We start from the raw sequence: 18,334 nt of genomic DNA on the forward strand, positions 1-18,334 counted from the left end.
CATGCTTGTCCGCCGCCCACCGGCCGTCAGAAGATGGCCCCCACGACGAGCTGTGAGGAGCCTTTCGCATGGGAACCAGGCCGCTGCTGAACCGCCGACTGGCCGGGATGGGCACGACGATCTTCGCCGAAATGTCCGCCCTCGCGGTCGCCACCGGCTCGATCAACCTCGGCCAGGGGTTCCCCGACACCGACGGGCCCGCCTCCGTCGCCCAGGCCGCCGCCGATGCCGTGCTCAGCGGCCGCGGCAACCAGTACCCGCCCGGCCCCGGCATCCCCGAGCTGCGCACCGCGATCGCCGAACACCAGCAGCGCTTCCACGGCCTCGGGTACGACCCCGATACCGAGGTCCTGGTCACCGCCGGCGCCACGGAGGCAATCGCCGCCGCCCTGCTGGCCCTGCTGGAGCCCGGCGACGAGGTGATCGCCCTCGAACCCTTCTACGACTCCTACGCCGCCTGCATCGCCATGGCCGGCGCCGTCCGCCGCCCGCTCACCCTCCGGGCCCCGCACTTCCGCCCCGACCTGGACGAACTGCGCACCCTGATCACCCCGCGCACCCGGCTGCTGCTGATCAACACCCCGCACAACCCGACCGGCACCGTCCTCACCGCCGAGGAGCTGGCCGGCATCGCCGCCCTCGCGATCGAGCACGACCTCCTGGTGATCACCGACGAGGTCTACGAGCACCTGGTCTTCGGCGCCACCCACCACCCCCTCGCCGCCCTCCCCGGCATGCGCGAGCGCACCGTCACCATCTCCTCGGCCGGCAAGACCTTCTCCTTCACGGGATGGAAGGTCGGCTGGGTGACCGCGAGCCCCGCCCTGGTCGCCGCCGTGCGCACCGCCAAGCAGTACCTCACCTACGTCAGCGCCGGCCCCTTCCAGTACGCCGTCGCCGAGGCCCTGCGCCTGCCCGACGACTACTTCGACACCCTGCGCACCGATCTGCGCCGCAAGCGCGACCTCCTGCTCGACGGCCTCACCGCGGCCGGCTTCCGCGCCTTCACCCCCGAGGGCACGTACTTCATCACCACCGACATCACCCCACTCGGTGAGAAGGACGGTGTCGACTTCTGCCGCGCCCTCCCGGACCGCTGCGGCGTCGTCGCCATCCCCAACGCCGTCTTCTACGACGACCCGGACGCCGGCCGCAGCCTGGTCCGCTTCACCTTCTGCAAGAAGGACGAGGTTCTCCGGGAGGCCGTCGACCGGCTGCAGCGGCTCTGAGCGACCCTGGTCGACGTCGGCGGCGAATTCGGTGCCGTACGGAGTCCGGTAGAACCGGAAGAAACCGCCGACGTCCTCACCGGTCACCGAACCGGTCACGAAGTGCGGAATGCCGGACGACGGAATACGATCCCGCTCCGCGGCCGGGGCCGTCGCCCCGGGCCCATCCCCCTGCCCCCGCCCCCTGCCTCCCGGCCGCGCGTCAGGTCGCGCCCCGGAGCCGCCGCGCGCGATGAACACGCCTTTTCCACAAGGAAGTTGAGCCGCCGATGGCGCCGCTCGACGGTCCCGCCCGGCCTGCGCGGCGCTACCTAGCCCGACGGAGAGCGGTTTGTGCAAGGGGATCGGGGGGTTCCGGGAGTCCGTTGCGCGTGTACGGCGCGCGTACGGCTTTGCACGCCCCCCTTGGACGGGGCCAATTCTGGCCCGACGGACGTGCCGATTCGCCCCCAACTCCCCTGGGTGGCATGCTCCTTTGCTGCCCGTCAGGCAGTCCCCACGGCCCGTCGGGCACCCCCCGGAGACCCACCCGCATCCCCCACGTGGCAGGCGGCAGCGCACGGTGCGCGTGAAGAGCGCACTACCGGCGCACACGGCGCACAGGCCGGTGACAGGGGCGCGCGCTGTTCAGAGTCGCACACCGGGTCGATCAGAGCCGGGAAGCAGGTGTGCTCGAAACGGTGAATGCTTGACAAAGTTGGGTAAATCACCGACGGACCCGGCGTATTCATGCTTCTCTGCTGCTGAATCTCCAGCCGGAATCCTTCCTTCCACGGTCGGCCGCGCCCAGGGCCGCACAGCCACGAACAGCCTCGCCATCGCCTAGGCCTACTCGCTGCTGCTCGGCGGGCGCGCACGGAGCTGAAACGCGGAGCCGAGCATGCTCACCACACTGCAGACCTCCTACACGGACACCCGCGCCGGTGACCTGGCCTGGTGCCTCGGCGGCGACCCGCTGCCCGCTCTCGCCGTCCGCGACCTGAGACTCGACGGCGGCCGCCCCGGAACCTCCGGCACCCTCCAGCTGCGGCTGCTGGGCGCCTCGCACCAGGTGGTGATCTCGGCCGGCCCCGGGGACTGCCTGGAGACCGTCGCCTGCATGCCCGGCCGCCGCACCCCGCTGCCCGCCCGGGTGGCCAAGCAGGTCGGCGGCTGGGAGTACGAGTTCGCCGCCCGCATCGAGGCCCTGCCCCCGCACGACTTCGCGGCCCGCGCCCAGGAGCTGCTGGCCCTGGTCGAGGGGCACCCGCGCGGCCTCGCCGGGGTCTTCCCGGGCGACCCGAGCGCCTTCACCGCCCTGGTCACCCAGGGCGGCACCGACCGGCTGCTCTGGCGGACCTGGCACGCCTACCCGCAGGAGGGGCAGCTGGTCTGCACCCGTTCCGCGCTGGTGGTGTCGGGGCCGTGACAGCCCGCGCGCCGGGCACCAGGAGCCCGTCCGACAGCACCGAACCCGGTCATATGCCACCCGGCACAGACCTACGAATCGTACGCAGGAACGATTCGTCAATCCGAGGGCTCCCGCTGTCCGTCGGATGGGCGCAGCGATCCGTCCCGCACGTCCCCTAGCGTTTGTTCGTGATCAATCATCCGGCCGGTCCGCCCGCACGCCCGCGAGTGGACCTCGACGACGGCACCCCACCCCGGCCCGGGCGAAGCCTCATCCCCCTGCCCGCCCGCCGTCGCTCCCGGCTGCGCTCCCGCCCCCGGCTCGCCCGGCTGACCGTCCTGCTGGCCGCGTTCGTCTGCGCGGCCTGCGGACTCGTCTACGAACTCGAACTCGTGGCGCTCGGCGACTACCTGCTCGGGGACACCGTCACCCAGACCTCCGTGGTGCTCTCCGTCATGGTCTTCGCGATGGGCCTCGGCTCCCTGCTCGCCAAACGGCTCACCCGGCGGCCCGCGACCGCCTTCGCCCTCGTCGAGTGCGCACTCGCCCTCACCGGCGGACTCTCCGTCCTCGCCCTGTACTCCTGCTGGGCCTGGATCGGCCGCTACCAGGCCGCGATGGTCGCCCTCACCTGCCTCATCGGCATCCTCATCGGCGCCGAGATCCCGCTGCTGATGACCCTCATCCAACGCATCCGGCGCGAGGACGCCGGACGCGCCGTCGCCGACCTGTTCGCCGCCGACTACGTGGGCGCGCTGATCGGCGGCCTCGCCTTCCCGTTCCTGATCCTCCCCCTGCTCGGCCCCGGCGACGGCGCCCTGCTCACCGGGGCGGTCAACGCCGTCGCCGGGGCCGCCGTGGTGCTCTGGCTCTTCCGCGAGGAACCCGCCCCCCGGATACGACGGCTGCTCTGGGCCGGCTGCACCCTCGTCCTCGCCCTGCTCGCCGCGGCCGCCGTCGGCTCCGACCCGATCGAGCGCGCCGCCCGGCACGCCCTCTACGGCGACCAGGTCCGCTACGCCATCCGCAGCCGGTACCAGGAGATCGTGCTCACCGGCCCCGCCGAGGGCCCGCTCCGGCTCTACCTCGACGGACGGCTCGCGGTCTGCGGGCCCGACGAGTACCGGGGCAGCGAAGGCCTCGTCCACCCCGCCATGGCCGCCGGCCCCGACGCCCGGGTCCTGCTGCTCGGCGGCGGCGACGGCCTCGCCCTGCGGGAGGTGCTGCGGCACCGCGGCGTCCGCTCGGTCCTCCTCGTCGACGCCGACCCGGCCCTCCCCCGGCTCGCCCGCACCGACCCCGGCCTCGCCGCCCTCGACGGCCACTCCCTGGACGACCCCAGGGTCCGCACCACCGCCGCCGACCCGCTGGCCTGGCTGCGCGGCGCGCCCGGCGAGGAGTACGACGTGGTGCTCGCCGACCTGCCCGCGCCCTCGGACGGCGGCCCGGTCAAGTTCCACTCCCAGGAGTTCTACGGCCTCGCCGCCCGGCTGCTGGCCCCGGGCGGCCGGATCGCCGTCCGCGCCGGCCGGGAAGGCGGGGAAGGCGGGGACGGCCGGGAAGGCGGGAACCGCGGGGACGGCCTCTGGCAGATCGAGTCCGGCCTCCGCGCGGTCGGGCTGCGGACCACCCCGTACGCGGTCGACGGCAGCGCCACCGCCGACTGCCGCCCCGGCCTGCCGGACACCGCCCAGGACTTCCTGCTCGCCGCCGCCACCCCGCCCCCGCTCACCCTCGCCCCCGACGCCCCGCCACCCCGCGCCTTCACCTCCGACACCCTCCAGACCTCGGCCACCCGCCTCACCGCCCTCCGCCCACCCCGCCCCCCGGCCCCCCTCACCCTCCTGGCGCCACGCTGACCCGGCGACGGGCGCCCCGGGGCGCCCGGGCCGGTGGGCGGGGTGGGCGGAGCGGCTCCCAGCCCTCGGGCCGACCCGGCTGGAGGCGCCCCTACGACGCGACAAAGCCTCCGACAGAGCCCCGGGAATACCGGGCCGCCCCGGGGCCCGGGCGGGCGGAGGTGACCCCGGGAAACTCGGGCGGTGGTGGGTGGGGACCGGGCGGGGCCCAGTCGGTAGGCTCCGTGGCATGGAGCATGAGGTTGTCGTCCCGATGTCCGCAGAGCTGGTGCGGCAGGCCTTGCAGGATCCGGCGCTGCTGGCGCGGAGCGTGCCGGGGCTGAGCACCGAGCCGGCGGCGGTCGGGGCCGGGCCGGCCGAGGAGATCGGCGGGCGGCTGAAACTGCGGATCGGCGGCTCCACGATCACCTACAAGGGCGTGCTGTCGCTGATCGAGGGCCGGGGCGGTGTGCTGACCGTGCTGGCCGAGGGCGAGGAGGCCCGGGGCAGCGGCGAGGCGACCGCCACCGTGCGGGTCAGCGTCGCGGAGGGTGCCGAGGACGGCACCGCGACGCTCCGCTTCACCGGCGACCTGAGCGCCACCGGCCGGCTGACCGAGTTCGACGCCGAGACCCTCGACGCCGTCGGCCGCCGCCTGCTGGAGCGCTTCGCCGTCTCGCTCACCTCCCCGGACGCCCCGGCCGAGGGCGACGAGGAACTCACCGGCGAGGCCGCCGACGAGGCCGGGTCGGAGCCCGCGGACGAGACCGACGCCGAGACCGACGCCGGAACGGACACCGGAACGGACACCGGGACGGACACCGGGACGGACGCCGAGGTCCTGTTCATCGAGGACCGCCAGGACCAGCCCGGTGACGACCTGGACGACGACCTCTCCGACCTGATCGCCTTCTCCGACGCCGATGCCGAGCGTTTCGGCCTCCCCACCGGCTCCGCCGCCGACGACGACAACGACGGCGATGACGACATCGACGAGCACGGCGACGGCAACGCCGACGAGGCCGGCACCGGTGGCCCGCAGGACGGGGTCGCCGAGGAACTCCCGGTCGGGCCGCTCTTCGCGTACGAGGACGAGCCGGAGCTCTCCGGCCCGGTCCGCCGCAGCATCGTCGGCCGTTCGGCCGAGGAGGTGGACCACGCCCCGCCGCGCGGCCGGTACGCCCCGGCGCTGCCGACCCGCAGCGCGCGGGCCCGGGCGGCGTCCCGCTGGGGCGGCGAGGCCGGTGGCATCGTGGTGCCCGGCACGGGTGGCCGCAGCGCGGTGCCGTGGGTGATCGGCGGCTCGGTGGCCCTGCTGGGCGGCGCCGTGGTACTGGCCAGGGTGCTGCGCCGACGCTAGCCGCGAGCGCCCGCGAGGGCCCGGGAGGGCCTCAGGGCCTAGACTGAACGCTCATGAGCAACGACCGCGACGCCCTGCTGGCACAGATCAAGGACAAGGCCGTCGTGCACGGCAAGGTCACCCTTTCCTCCGGCAAGGAGGCCGACTACTACGTCGACCTGCGCCGGATCACCCTGGACGGCGAGGCCGCCCCGCTGGTCGGCCGGGTGATGCTGGACGCGACCTCCCACCTGGAGTACGACGCCGTCGGCGGCCTGACCCTGGGCGCCGACCCGGTGGCGGCCTCGATGCTGCACGCCGCCGCCGCGCGCGGGCAGAAGCTGGACGCCTTCGTGGTCCGCAAGGCCGGCAAGGCGCACGGCCTGCAGCGCCGGATCGAGGGCCCCGAGGTCAAGGGCCGCCGGGTGCTGGCGGTCGAGGACACCTCCACCACCGGTGGCTCGGTGCTGACCGCCGTCGAGGCGCTGCGTGAGGCGGGCGCCGAGGTGGTCGGCGTCGCGGTGATCGTCGAGCGCGGTGGCGCGGCCGCGATCGCGGAGCAGGGCCTGGAGTACGTGACCGCGTACGACCTGGACGACCTGGGTCTCTGACCCGTACGGGCACCCCGAGCAGCACGGAGGGCCGGGCCCTGTTTCACGTGAAACCACGTGGAACAGGGCCCGGCCCTCCGTCACTACACCGTGCGGCCGAAAGAGCCACGCAGCCGTAGAGCACTACACCCGTGCAGCCTCAGCCGCGGCGGTGCCGCCCGCTGCCGCTCTGCACCGCGTCGCCGGCCGGGGCCTCGACGATGCCCGCCTTCTTCTTGCGGCGCTCCCGCATGACCTCGACCAGGATCGGCGAGATCGACAGCAGCACGATCAGCAGCACGGCCGGGATCAGGTACTTGTCGATCACCGGGGCGAGCGCGTCGCCGAAGAAGTAGCCGATCAGCAGCATGGACTCGGTCCAGAGCACGCCGCCGACGACGTTCCACACGAAGAAGGTCCTGGCGGGCATCTCCAGGGTGCCGGCCACCGGGTTCAGGAAGGTCCGGATGATCGGCATGAAGCGGGCCAGCACCACGGCCTTGCCCGAGCCGAACTTGTTGAAGTACTCCTCCGCCTTCACCACGTACTCGCGGCGGAAGATCTTCGAATCGGGCTTGTCGAACATCCTCGGTCCGACCTTGGCACCGATCAGGTGCCCCAGCTGGGCACCGGCGATCGCCGCGATCGGGCAGCCCACGAGCAGGACGGCGATCGGCAGCTTCGCACCGTCGCCGAGGACCGAGGAGGCCGCGTTCGAGGCGGCCACGCCCGCCAGGATCAGCAGCGAGTCACCCGGGAAGAAGAAGCCGACCAGCAGGCCGGTCTCCGCGAAGATGATCGCGATCAGCCCGATGGCGCCGAGGGACGAGATCAGGGATTTGGCGTCGAGCACGTTGACGGCCAGCTGGTTGTAGTCCACGGGCGCAGGATAGCGGGCGTACCTTTCCGGCGGCTTCCGGCCGAGCCCACCGCCCGGCCGCGGCCGGGCGCCCCGCCCGGTCCGCGGCCCCGGACCGGGCGGCGAGTTCCGGCCGAGCCGTCCGGTACGGCGTCCCGACAGACGGGCTCCTGCTGACCTGCGGGCACGAGTCTGGGAAGATGACACCGGCGTCCGGTCCGCGGCGGCCCACCACCCTCATGGCCGTACCGCGGAGGTCGCCTCGAACCTTGGTGCCGGAGAGCCACACCGCAGCGCCGCGCGTCGGCGGGCCGGCACGGAGTCGTCACGAAGGCGTACACAGCGTCGGACAGCACCGTCCGTACGCCGCAACCCGACAGGAGCGGATCGCATGCCCATCGCAACTCCCGAGGTCTACAACGAGATGCTGGACCGGGCCAAGGCGGGCAAGTTCGCCTACCCGGCCATCAACGTCACCTCCTCGCAGACCCTGCACGCCGCGCTGCGCGGTTTCGCCGAGGCCGAGAGCGACGGCATCATCCAGATCTCGACCGGTGGCGCGGAGTTCCTGGGCGGCCAGCACAACAAGGACATGGTGACCGGCGCGGTCGCGCTCGCCGAGTTCGCCCACATCGTCGCCGCCAAGTACGACGTCACCGTCGCGCTGCACACCGACCACTGCCCGAAGGACAAGCTGGACGGCTACGTCCGCCCGCTGCTGGCGGTCTCCGCCGAGCGCGTGGCCAAGGGCCTGAACCCGCTGTTCCAGTCGCACATGTGGGACGGCTCGGCCGAGACCCTGGCCGACAACCTGGAGATCGCCCAGGAGCTGCTGGCCCAGGCCGCCGCCGCCAAGATCATCCTCGAGGTCGAGATCACCCCGACCGGCGGCGAGGAGGACGGCGTCACCCACGAGATCAACGACGAGCTGTACACCACCGTCAACGACGCGGTGCGCACCGCCGAGGCGCTGGGCCTGGGCGAGAAGGGCCGCTACCTGCTGGCCGCCTCCTTCGGCAACGTGCACGGCGTGTACAAGCCGGGCAACGTCGTGCTCAAGCCGGAGCTGCTGCGCGAGCTGCAGGACGCGATCGGCAAGCAGTACGGCAAGACCGACCCGTTCGACTTCGTCTTCCACGGCGGTTCGGGCTCGACCGCCGAGGAGATCGCCACCGCGCTGGAGAACGGCGTCGTGAAGATGAACCTGGACACCGACACCCAGTACGCCTTCACCCGCCCGGTGGCCGGCCACATGTTCGCCAACTACGACGGCGTGCTGAAGGTCGACGGCGAGGTCGGCAAGAAGAACACCTACGACCCGCGCACCTGGGGCAAGCTGGCCGAGGCCGGCATGGCCGCCCGCGTGGTCGAGGCCGCCGAGCAGCTGCGCTCGGCCGGCAAGCGCCTGAAGTAGCCGGCGGCCGGCCCGACCGGCGCCCGGAGTGCTGAGTGCCCCCGGTGGATCATCCACCGGGGGCACGGTCACATCATCGGGGTGACGGAGTCACCAGGTCACGCGGTCACGCGGTCCGAGGTCCCTACAGCTCGGTCGACGGCTTGAGCTCCGCGTACGCCTCCGCGCTGCTGTCCTTGAGGAACTGCCAGCAGCGCGCCTCCTCCTCGGTCTCCTTGATCGCGCCGGCCGCCCGGGCGAGCGCCGCCAGGCAGCGCAGGAAGCCGCGGTTGCCGCGGTGCTCCCACGGCACCGGCCCGTGGCCCTTCCAGCCGTTGCGGCGCAGCGCGTCGAGGCCCCGGTGATAGCCGGTGCGGGCGTAGGCGTACGACTCGACGTGCCGGCCGGCCGCGTAGGCGTCGTCGGCGAGCATGGCCCAGGCGAGGCAGAAGGTCGGGAACTCCGCGGCCACCTGGGTCGGTGAGGCGGACTCCTCCGCCAGCATCCGGTAGGGCTGCTCGTCCTCCGGCAGGAGGGTCGGTTCGGGGCCGTCGAGAAGATTCCTGTGAATCGCCATGGGTGCAGTCTGCCATCCGGGGCCCTGGGGTCAACCGTCCCCCGGTGATCGGCCGCCCACTGGTCCGGCGGCGCGCCGTCCAGCGCACGACGCGCCCCGGGGGCTGCATACCGGGTATATGGACATTCACCCGTTCGCCATGTCAGGGTGTGGCGCGTGCCCGCAGCCAGATCCGCCCGCCGGCGAGCCACCCGACCCGAGAACGCTCGCAGCAGACGCCGTCGCCGGGCACCCCGTCGGATCGGACCTGGCATGCTCACGGCACTGGTGGCCTCCGTGCTGCTGCTGGGCGCCGCGGCCTTCGCCCTGGACCGCTCCCCGGACGCCCCGGCCCCCGCCGCCTCCGCCCAGGCCCGGCTCGCCCCGCCCGCCGAACAGGCACCCGGCAGCCCGTCGACGGCGCCCACCCCGACCCCGGTGAACACCCCGACACCGACGCCCACGCCGACGCCCACCGCGCCGGACCCCGGCCCCGCCAAGGGCGCGGGCACGTTCAGCACCGCCCCCGCCAACGCCAAGGCGGTCGGGCGCGGCACCGTGCGCCGCTACCGGGTGGAGGTCGAGGACGGCATCGGCATCGACGCCGCCTCCGCCGCCGCCCAGATCCACGGCATCCTCGGCGACCGCCGCGGCTGGACCAACGACCGCAAGAACGCCTTCCAGCTGGTCGCCGGCGGCTCCTACGACTTCACCGTGAAGATCGCCTCCCCGGCCACCGTCGACAAGATCTGCGGCGCCTCCGGCCTGGACACCCACGGCGAGGTCAACTGCAACGTCGGCAACCAGGTGCTCGTCAACTCCAAGCGCTGGAACACCGGTTCACCCCAGTTCGACGGACCGCTGGACGACTACCGGGCCCTGATCATCAACCACGAGGTCGGCCACCGGATCGGCCACGGCCACGAGACCTGCCCCGGCCCGGGCAAGCCCGCACCCGCGATGATGCAGCAGATCTACGGACTCAAGGGCTGCACGCCGAACGCCTGGCCGTACTCGGCCGAGGGCACCTACCTGAGCGGCCCGGCCGTGCCCTGAGGAGCGTCCGACGCCCCGCTTCGGACCGACGCCCCGCTTCGGAACGGAGTTGAGACCAGATCGACAGACCGGCGGGACACCCGGCGCCTACCCTGCGACCATGACCGCTGCCCAACTGACCGCTGCCCGACGCCGAAAGCTCACCGCCGTGTTCGCCGCCGCCGGGATCGCCCTCGGCGCCGCCGCCTGCTCGTCCTCGGCCGGGGGCGTCCCCGGGCCCGGCGCACTGTCCTACGGCTCCGTCCGCTCGACCGCCGAGAAGCTCCAGCAGGACAAGCAGGACACCTGCCCGTTCGGCCTCGACCTCGGCAAGGCGCTGCAGGCGGCCGGGATCCCCGGCACCGTCACCCCGGACCACGAGTACGGGCACGCCGTGCAGGGCAGCGTCGGCGACGGCCTGCCGCCGCAGCCGTGGCCGTCCGGCGCGAGCCACCCGCCGGCCATGCCGTCGATCCCGGCCACTCCCCCGCACGCCGACGTCATCTGCGCCTACCAGGTCGGCACGGCGAGGCTGGACCTCGAGCTGTTCGCCGTCCCCCAGCCCGACGTGGCCGTCAACCTGCTCCTGCCGGGCATCCAGCGCGCGGCGGGGCTGCCCGTCGCCGCACTCCAGCAGGTCGCCACCGAGCAGCCGGGCCCGGGCCAGACCAGGCTCCTCGGCAGCAAGGGAACGGCGGCCCTCGCCCGGATCGCGCACCAGGGCGAGGGCGACATCGTCCTGATGCTGTCCCAGAACCCCAGCACCGGCGAGCCGGACCAGGCCCTCACTGGCGAACCCCTGCGCAAGGCCGCCGCGGCCCTGGTCGACCAGCTGCACTAGCGGTCCCGGGTCGCTACCCCAGGACCGGCAGGTACGCCCCCAGATCGCTGCGCTCCCCCGAGGCGGACACCTGGTGGTCGGCCACCGCCGCCGCCCAGGGCAGCCGGCCGGTGGCCAGCCGGATCCAGGTCAGCGGGTCGGTCTCGACCACGTTCGGCGGGGTGCCCCGGGTGTGCCGGGGGCCCTCGACGGCCTGGACGACGGCGTACGGCGGGATCCGCAGCTCGACCGCGCCGCCGGGCACCTGGTCCGCGAAGGCGTCCGCCAGCATCCGGGTGACGGCGGCGAGGGCCTGGCGGTCGTGCGGGAAGGCCTCCAGCCGGAGCGCGTCGGCCAGGTCGTCGGCGTGCACCACGGCCTCGACCAGCCTGGTCACCAGGTAGTCGGTCAGCAGCATCCGACGACCGACCACGACGGCGGTCGGCTCCGGTGCCGCCCCGGCAGGCCGGTCGAGCACCGCCCGTACGGCGTCGAGCGATCGGTCGAACGCGGCGACCACCTCCGCGAGCGGGCCCGCGAACCCGGTCGCCGCGCGCTCCGTCACCGCGCTGTCGACGGCCCCGGCCAGCGTCCGGCTCACCTCCGCGTAGCCGGCCAGCGAGAGCACCGGCCCGTCCGGGGCCGGGGCGTCCAGCGCGGTCGGCATCCGGCCCAGCGCCAGGCTCAGGTGGGCCAGCAACTCCCGTACCCGCCAGGCGCCGAGCCGGGTCGGCCGGTCCAACTGGTCCGCGCCGAGGCCGTGCACGACGGCGCGCAGCGCCTCGCTCTGGGCGGCCAGCGCGGCGCGGACCTTCTGCGGCTGGTACGTACGGGACTTGGGAGGCATGGGGCCCAACATACGCCGAGGAGCGGACGGTTCAGCGAACCATCCGCCCCTCAGAACGAGCACTCAGGCCAGCAGGGCCTCGATGACGCCGGTGTGGGCGTCCCTCAGCTCGGCCAGCGTGACGCTGAACTGCCCCTGGACGTCGAGGCTGTCGCCGTCCACGACACCGATCCGGGTGGCCGGCAGGCCACGCGCGGTGCACATGTCGTTGAAGCGGAGCTCCTCGCTGCGCGGCACCGCCACGACGGCGCGGCCGGCCGACTCCGAGAACAGCAGGACGAACGGGTCCATGCCCTCCGGCACGACGATCCGGGCGCCGTGGCCGCCCTTGAGGCAGCTCTCCACGAGCGCCTGGCCGAGGCCGCCGTCGGAGAGGTCGTGCGCGGCGTCGATCATGCCGTCGCGCGAGGCGGCGATCAGGATGTCGCCGAGCAGCCGCTCGCGCTCCAGGTCCACCTTGGGCGGCAGGCCGCCGAGGTGGTCGTGGACGACCTGGGACCAGGCCGAGCCGCCGAGCTCGTCCGCGGTGTCGCCGAGCAGGTAGAGCAGCTGCCCCTCCTCGGCGAAGGCGACCGGGGTGCGCCGGGTGACGTCGTCGATGACGCCGAGCACCGCGACCACGGGGGTCGGGTGGATGGCGACGTCGCCGGTCTGGTTGTACAGCGAGACGTTGCCGCCGGTGACCGGGGTGCCGAGCACCAGGCAGGCGTCGGCCAGGCCGCGGGTGGCCTCGGCGAACTGCCACATCACGTCCGGGTCCTCGGGGGAGCCGAAGTTGAGGCAGTCGGAGACGGCGAGCGGCTTGGCACCGCCGGCCGCGACGTTGCGGTACGCCTCGGCCAGGGCCAGCTGGGCACCGGTGTACGGGTCCAGCTTGGCGTAGCGGCCGTTGCCGTCGGTGGCGACCGAGACGCCGAGGTTGGTCTCGTCGTCGATCCGGATCATGCCCGAGTCCTCGCCGTGCGAGAGCACGGTGTTGCCGAGCACGTAGCGGTCGTACTGGTCGGTGATCCAGGACTTGGAGGCCTGGTTCGGGTGGCTCGCGACCTTGAGCAGGTCGGCCTTGAGGCCCTCGCCGGTGGTCGGGCGGGCCAGCCGCTCGGCGGTGGGGGCGTCGGCCTGGAGCGCGTCCTGCCAGCTCGGGCGGGCGTAGGGGCGCTGGTAGGTCGGGCCCTCGTGGGCGACGGTGCGCGGGGGCACGTCCACCACGAGCTCACCGTGCCAGAAGATCTCCAGGCGCTCGCCGTCGGTCACCTCGCCGATGACGTTGGCGATGACGTCCCACTTCTCGCAGATCTCCAGGAAGCGGGCGACCTTGTCGGGCTCGACGATCGCGCACATGCGCTCCTGCGACTCGCTCATGAGGATCTCCTCGGGCGAGAGCGTGTGGTCGCGCAGGTGCACGGTGTCGAGGTCGATCCGCATGCCGCCGGAGCCGGCCGAGGCCAGCTCGCTGGTGGCGCAGGACAGGCCGGCGCCGCCGAGGTCCTGGATGCCCTTGACGAGCTTCTCCCGGAAGATCTCCAGGGTGCACTCGATCAGGAGCTTCTCCTGGAACGGGTCGCCGACCTGGACGGCGGGGCGCTTGGTCGGCTTGGTGTCGTCGAAGGTCTCGGAGGCCAGCACCGAGACGCCGCCGATGCCGTCGCCGCCGGTGCGGGCGCCGTACAGGATGACCTTGTTGCCGGCGCCGGAGGCCTGCGCGAGGTGGATGTCCTCGTGCTTCATGACGCCCACGCACAGCGCGTTGACCAGCGGGTTGCCCTGGTAGCAGGAGTCGAAGACGACCTCGCCGCCGATGTTCGGCAGGCCCAGGCAGTTGCCGTAGCCGCCGATGCCCGCGACGATGCCGGGCAGCACGCGCCGGGTGTCGGGGTGGTCGGCCGCACCGAAGCGCAGCGGGTCCATCACGGCGACCGGGCGGGCGCCCATCGCGAGGATGTCGCGCACGATGCCGCCGATGCCGGTGGCCGCGCCCTGGTAGGGCTCGATGTACGACGGGTGGTTGTGCGACTCGACCTTGAAGGTCACCGCGTAGCCCTGGCCGACGTCGACCACACCGGCGTTCTCGCCGATGCCGACGAGCATCGCGTCCGAATCCGGCTTCTTCTCGCCGAACTGCTTGAGGTGGACCTTGCTGCTCTTGTACGAACAGTGCTCGGACCACATGACCGAGTACATCGCGAGTTCGGCGCCGGTCGGGCGGCGGCCGAGAATCTCCCGGATGCGCGCGTACTCGTCCTGCTTGAGGCCGAGTTCGGCCCACGGCTGGGCGGCGTCCGGGGTCTGCTCGGCGTTCTTGACGGTGTCGAGGCTCATCAGGCGTTCACCAGCTGCTTGAGGACGGAAGTGAAGAAGCCCAGTCCCTCGGTGGTCGGACCGGTGAGCGGCTCCACGGCGTGCTCCGGGTGCGGCATCAGGCCGACGACATTGCCGGCGGCGTTGGTGATGCCGGCGATGTCGCGGTACGAACCGTTCGGGTTGACGTCCAGGTATCGGGCCACGACCCGGCCCTCGGCCTCCAGCTCGTCCAGGACGTGGGCGTCCGCGACGAAGCGGCCCTCGCCGTTCTTGAGCGGGACGACGATTTCCTGGCCCACCGAGTAATCCCCGGTCCAGGCGGTGCCGGCGTTCTCGATCCGGAGCTTCTGGTCGCGGCAGACGAAGTGCAGCGAGTCGTTCCGGGTGAGCGCGCCGGGCAGCAGGTGCGATTCGCACAGCACCTGGAAGCCGTTGCAGATACCGAGCACCGGCATTCCGAGCCTGGCCTGCTCGATGACGGTCTCCATCACCGGCGAGAAGCGGGAGATCGCGCCGCAGCGCAGATAGTCGCCGTAACTGAATCCGCCCGGCAGGACGACGGCGTCGACCTGGTGGAGATCCTTGTCACGGTGCCAGAGGGCGACCGGCTCCGCGCCGGCCAGGCGGACCGCGCGCTGGGCGTCGCGGTCGTCGAGGGATCCGGGGAAAGTGACGACGCCTACGCGGGTGGTCACTTCGCCGCCTCCTCGACCCGGACGGTGAAGTCCTCGATCACGGTGTTGGCGAGAAAGGTCTCGGCGGCTTCGCGGATACGGGCGAGCGCGGCGTCGTCGACCGGGCCCTCCAGCTCCAGCTCGAAACGCTTGCCCTGGCGGACGTCGGCGATCCCGGTGAATCCGAGACGGGGCAGTGCACGCTGCACCGCCTGTCCCTGGGGGTCGAGGATCTCCGGCTTGAGCATGACGTCGACTACGACGCGTGCCACTGGCACTCCCGGTGGTGTCTTCGGTGAGGCGGGGGAACTCCAGACTACCGGCCGTTCGGGGCAGGATTGCTGGCCGGGGAGGGTGACGCGCGTAGACCCAGGACCCTTACGCCACAAGGGATCCGACGCCCCCGCCCCCCGTCCGGGCCGTCCCGTTTCCCGGGATTCGGAGCCCCGAACCGCACTGCCCGAAGAACACCCGAATACGGCACTTGGGGACAGAACCTCCCGTCCCGCACTCCGGTATCCGGCAGTCCCACCAAGACTCGTGAATATCCGGAAAAGAATGCCGGACTCTTCGATTTCGACCCCCTTCGGGTGCAGAATAGGGCCACCTGTCGCGGCAAGTGCTGCGTATCCGGCGGGCCACCAGGCCTGCCCGTGTGCGCTTGCGCGAGTTGGTGCACATCAGGCCGGCGGGCGCACTCCGCGAACCGGCGGCCGAATTGCCCGAGAGGATTGACACCCATGGCTCAGCGTGTAGTTGTCACGCTCTCCGACGACCTGGACGGCGGTGCCGCAGCGGAAACCGTCCACTTCGGTGTCGACGGGAAGTCGTACGAGATCGACCTGTCCGTGGACAACGCGGAAAAGCTGCGGGAGGCCCTCGCTCCGTTCGTCGCGGCCGGCCGCCGGCAGAGCCGCACCGGAAAGTCCTTCCGCCGCACCGCGCTCACCCCGGACCCGGCCGCCGTGCGCGCCTGGGCCCTGTCGCGCGGCATGGAACTCCCGGCCCGCGGTCGCATCCCCAAGCATGTCTACGAGGCGTTCGCCGAGGCGAACTGACCGCGTCGGGGCAGCGCCCCCGGTCGCCCCGCCCGCCTGGACCGAAAGGGTGGGGCGACCACCCCGAACGATGCTGTAGAGTATTCCTCGTCGCCGCAACGGAGAGATCCGAAGAGGCGGCGGGTGCCCCACCAGGCACCATGCGGACGTGGCTCAGTTGGTAGAGCATCACCTTGCCAAGGTGAGGGTCGCGAGTTCGAATCTCGTCGTCCGCTCGCAGTGCGCGAGCACAGCACAACTCAATAGTTTGACCTGCGGACGTGGCTCAGTTGGTAGAGCATCACCTTGCCAAGGTGAGGGTCGCGAGTTCGAATCTCGTCGTCCGCTCCAGATCGAAGGCCCCCTCGGATCGAGGGGGCCTTCGGCGTATTCCGGCACGTCCTTCCCGGCTTCTCCCCATGACATTTGTCATCGCCGACCCGTGGATCCGCACCGCGGACCGATGACGGCCCGCACTGCCCGGGAGGCCCCGGCGGCGGAAGGCTGGGGGCATGGAGAAGAGCCAGCCCGCCCGCCCCGGCGACAGCGTGATCGAGGTCACCGACCTGCACCGCCACTACGGCACCGGCGCCGCCGAGTACCACGCCGTCCGCGGCGTCGACCTGACCGTCGGCCGCGGTGAGCTGTTCGCCCTGCTCGGCACCAACGGCGCCGGCAAGACGTCCACCATGGAGGTCATCGAGGGCCTGGCCGCCCCCGGTGCCGGCAGCGTCCGGGTGCTCGGCCACGACCCCTTCGCGGAGCGCGCCGCCGTCCGGCCGCGGATCGGCATCATGCTCCAGGAGGGCGGGTTCCCCGGCGAACTCACCGCCGCCGAGACCGGCCGCACCTGGGCCGGGATGACCAGCGGCGCCCGCCCGGTGGCGGAGGCGCTGGAGCTGGTCGGCCTCGGCCACCGCGCCGACGTCCGGGTCAAGCAGCTGTCCGGCGGCGAACGGCGCCGGCTCGACCTCGCGATGGCCCTGCTCGGCCGCCCCGAGGTGCTGTTCCTGGACGAGCCCAGCACCGGCCTCGACCCGGAGGCGCGCGCCGCCGTCTGGCGGCTGGTCCGCGAACTGCGCGCCCAGGGCACCACGGTGCTGCTCACCACCCACTACCTGGAGGAGGCCGAGGAGCTCGCCGACCGGCTGGCCATCATGCACGGCGGCCGGGTCGTCACCACCGGCACCGTCGCCGAGGTGATCGCCGGCCGGCCCTCCCGGATCTCCTTCGAGCTCCCCGAGTACACCGGGGCCGCGCTGCCCGTCCTGGCCGGCGCCGAGGTCACCGTCGACGGCCGCAAGGTCACCGTGCAGAGCACCGGCCTCCAGGACACCCTCACCGACCTGCTCGGCTGGGCCCGGCACCACGGCATCGCGCTCGGCGCCCTGGACGCCCGCAGCGCCACGCTGGAGGAGGCCTTCCTCGCCATCGCCTCCGAGGCCGCCCACCAGGCCCCGCCGCGCACCACACCGCCTTCCGGACCCGCCGCCTCCCGTCCCGCCCGCCGCCGCCTGATCGGATCCGCCCGATGACCACCGCCGCCACCACCGCCACGGGATCCCCGAGCAGCGCCACCGCCCCGGGTGCCCCGAGCACCACCGCCGGCCGCCTGCTCGCCCTCGGCCGCGCCGAGGCCACCCTGCTGCTGCGCAACCGCACCGCCCTGTTCACCGCCGTGGTGCTGCCGGTGGTGCTGATCGGCTCGCTGCGCGGGATCCTCAAGCAGCAGGCCGAGCACAACCCCGGCCTGGACATCGACTCGATGCTGGTCTACGGCTCGGTCGGGATGGTCCTGGCCTTCGTCGTGTACTACAACCTGACCGCCGCGTACGTCGGGCGGCGCGGCGAGCTGGTGCTCAAGCGGCTGCGCACCGGCGAGGCCCGGGACCTGGAGATCCTGCTCGGCACCGCCGTCCCCTCGCTCGCCCTCGGCCTGCTGATGGCCGCCCTGATCGGGGTCGGCGGCAGCCTGGGCCTGCACCTGGCGGTGCCGGTCAACCCGCTGCTGATGCTGGTCGGCCTGGTGCTCACGCTGGCCACCATGATCGCCCTGGCCGCGCTGTCCAGCGCCTTCACCAAGACCGTGGAGAGCGCGGGCATCACCACCCTGCCGGTCATGCTGGTCATGCAGTTCGGCTCCGGCCTGTTCGTCCCGCTGGAGGTCATGCCCTCCCAGCTGGCCGACGTCTGCCGGCTGCTGCCGACCACCCCGGCCTTCCAGCTGATCCGGGTCGGCTGGTTCGGCACCGACGGCTCGGCCGCCCCGACCGACTTCCTGGGCAGCTGGAGCGCCGCCGCCCCGCACCTGGTCACCGGCACGGTCTGGCTGGGCCTCGCGATCTGGGGCGCGGTCCGCCACTTCCGCTGGGAACCGCGCCGCTGACCAGGGCGAACGGGAAACCGAAGGATCCGTCCCCGGCCCA

17 protein-coding genes and 2 tRNA genes are annotated in these 18,334 nt (G+C 72.7%); 13 read left to right on the forward strand and 6 right to left on the reverse strand.

What is annotated here, in order from left to right; translation table 11 throughout:
• Positions 1–68 precede the first annotated feature (68 nt).
• The 5 genes from ACIQWA_RS22530 (at position 69) to pyrE (ending at position 6,407) form a co-directional block, all read left to right on the forward strand.
• Positions 69–1,229, forward strand: a complete 1,161-nt coding sequence (locus tag ACIQWA_RS22530) for a pyridoxal phosphate-dependent aminotransferase (protein WP_402485047.1) — start codon at positions 69–71, stop codon at positions 1,227–1,229.
• Positions 1,230–2,109: 880 nt separating this feature from the next.
• Positions 2,110–2,637: a DUF2617 family protein gene (locus ACIQWA_RS22535; protein WP_360227435.1), complete on the forward strand. Its 528-nt coding sequence runs from the start codon at positions 2,110–2,112 to the stop codon at positions 2,635–2,637.
• A 170-nt stretch (positions 2,638–2,807) separates the two neighbouring features.
• Positions 2,808–4,478: a polyamine aminopropyltransferase gene (locus ACIQWA_RS22540; RefSeq protein ID WP_402485051.1), complete on the forward strand. Its 1,671-nt coding sequence runs from the start codon at positions 2,808–2,810 to the stop codon at positions 4,476–4,478.
• 229 nt (positions 4,479–4,707) lie between these two features.
• Positions 4,708–5,817, forward strand: a complete 1,110-nt coding sequence (locus tag ACIQWA_RS22545; protein WP_402485054.1) for a hypothetical protein — start codon at positions 4,708–4,710, stop codon at positions 5,815–5,817.
• 53 nt (positions 5,818–5,870) lie between these two features.
• On the forward strand, positions 5,871–6,407 hold the full coding sequence (gene pyrE / locus ACIQWA_RS22550) for an orotate phosphoribosyltransferase (protein WP_375882755.1): 537 nt from the start codon (positions 5,871–5,873) through the stop codon (positions 6,405–6,407).
• A 139-nt stretch (positions 6,408–6,546) separates the two neighbouring features.
• On the opposite strand, the gene ACIQWA_RS22555 is transcribed toward pyrE, so the two are convergent.
• Entirely contained in the window at positions 6,547–7,266 is a 720-nt protein-coding gene (locus ACIQWA_RS22555; RefSeq protein ID WP_360227444.1) for a VTT domain-containing protein, read from the reverse strand.
• Positions 7,267–7,636: 370 nt separating this feature from the next.
• On the opposite strand from ACIQWA_RS22555, the gene fbaA reads away from it, so the two are divergent.
• Positions 7,637–8,659 carry a class II fructose-bisphosphate aldolase gene (gene fbaA, locus ACIQWA_RS22560; RefSeq protein ID WP_360227447.1) on the forward strand — a complete coding sequence of 341 codons (1,023 nt, stop codon included), beginning with the start codon at positions 7,637–7,639 and terminating at the stop codon, positions 8,657–8,659.
• A 124-nt stretch (positions 8,660–8,783) separates the two neighbouring features.
• On the opposite strand, the gene ACIQWA_RS22565 is transcribed toward fbaA, so the two are convergent.
• Entirely contained in the window at positions 8,784–9,215 is a 432-nt protein-coding gene (locus ACIQWA_RS22565; protein ID WP_360227450.1) for a DUF3151 domain-containing protein, read from the reverse strand.
• A gap of 252 nt (positions 9,216–9,467) precedes the next feature.
• Between ACIQWA_RS22565 and ACIQWA_RS22570 the strand changes: the two genes are divergently transcribed.
• On the forward strand, positions 9,468–10,250 hold the full coding sequence (locus tag ACIQWA_RS22570; protein ID WP_402485057.1) for a DUF3152 domain-containing protein: 783 nt from the start codon (positions 9,468–9,470) through the stop codon (positions 10,248–10,250).
• A 100-nt stretch (positions 10,251–10,350) separates the two neighbouring features.
• Positions 10,351–11,070 (forward strand): hypothetical protein, encoded by a 720-nt coding sequence (locus tag ACIQWA_RS22575; protein ID WP_402485060.1) that lies wholly within the window; start codon positions 10,351–10,353, stop codon positions 11,068–11,070.
• A gap of 13 nt (positions 11,071–11,083) precedes the next feature.
• On the opposite strand, the gene ACIQWA_RS22580 is transcribed toward ACIQWA_RS22575, so the two are convergent.
• From ACIQWA_RS22580 to purS, 4 genes are all read right to left on the reverse strand, one after another.
• Entirely contained in the window at positions 11,084–11,896 is an 813-nt protein-coding gene (locus tag ACIQWA_RS22580; RefSeq protein WP_402485062.1) for a sterol carrier family protein, read from the reverse strand.
• A gap of 63 nt (positions 11,897–11,959) precedes the next feature.
• On the reverse strand, positions 11,960–14,215 hold the full coding sequence (gene purL / locus ACIQWA_RS22585; protein WP_360227462.1) for a phosphoribosylformylglycinamidine synthase subunit PurL: 2,256 nt from the start codon (positions 14,213–14,215) through the stop codon (positions 11,960–11,962).
• Positions 14,215–14,892, reverse strand: a complete 678-nt coding sequence (gene purQ / locus ACIQWA_RS22590) for a phosphoribosylformylglycinamidine synthase subunit PurQ (protein ID WP_402485065.1) — start codon at positions 14,890–14,892, stop codon at positions 14,215–14,217. The genes purL and purQ overlap by 1 nt, the downstream gene beginning before the upstream one ends.
• Positions 14,889–15,143 (reverse strand): phosphoribosylformylglycinamidine synthase subunit PurS, encoded by a 255-nt coding sequence (purS, locus tag ACIQWA_RS22595; protein WP_030278336.1) that lies wholly within the window; start codon positions 15,141–15,143, stop codon positions 14,889–14,891. The genes purQ and purS overlap by 4 nt, the downstream gene beginning before the upstream one ends.
• 468 nt (positions 15,144–15,611) lie before the next feature.
• Between purS and ACIQWA_RS22600 the strand changes: the two genes are divergently transcribed.
• The 5 genes from ACIQWA_RS22600 (at position 15,612) to ACIQWA_RS22620 (ending at position 18,294) form a co-directional block, all read left to right on the forward strand.
• Positions 15,612–15,929, forward strand: coding sequence for an Lsr2 family protein (locus ACIQWA_RS22600; RefSeq protein ID WP_030056585.1), 318 nt, complete (start codon positions 15,612–15,614; stop codon positions 15,927–15,929).
• 142 nt (positions 15,930–16,071) lie between these two features.
• Positions 16,072–16,144, forward strand: a tRNA-Gly gene (locus ACIQWA_RS22605).
• Positions 16,145–16,183: 39 nt separating this feature from the next.
• Positions 16,184–16,259: transfer RNA gene (locus ACIQWA_RS22610), tRNA-Gly, on the forward strand.
• A gap of 161 nt (positions 16,260–16,420) precedes the next feature.
• On the forward strand, positions 16,421–17,443 hold the full coding sequence (locus ACIQWA_RS22615; protein ID WP_402485068.1) for an ABC transporter ATP-binding protein: 1,023 nt from the start codon (positions 16,421–16,423) through the stop codon (positions 17,441–17,443).
• A complete protein-coding gene (locus tag ACIQWA_RS22620; RefSeq protein ID WP_402485071.1) occupies positions 17,440–18,294 on the forward strand; it encodes an ABC transporter permease in 855 nt (284 codons plus the stop codon). Before ACIQWA_RS22615 ends, ACIQWA_RS22620 begins: the two co-directional genes overlap by 4 nt.
• The last annotated feature ends 40 nt before the right edge of the window (positions 18,295–18,334 follow it).

This window comes from Kitasatospora sp. NPDC098652 (assembly GCF_044760155.1).
Lineage (GTDB): Bacteria > Actinomycetota > Actinomycetes > Streptomycetales > Streptomycetaceae > Kitasatospora.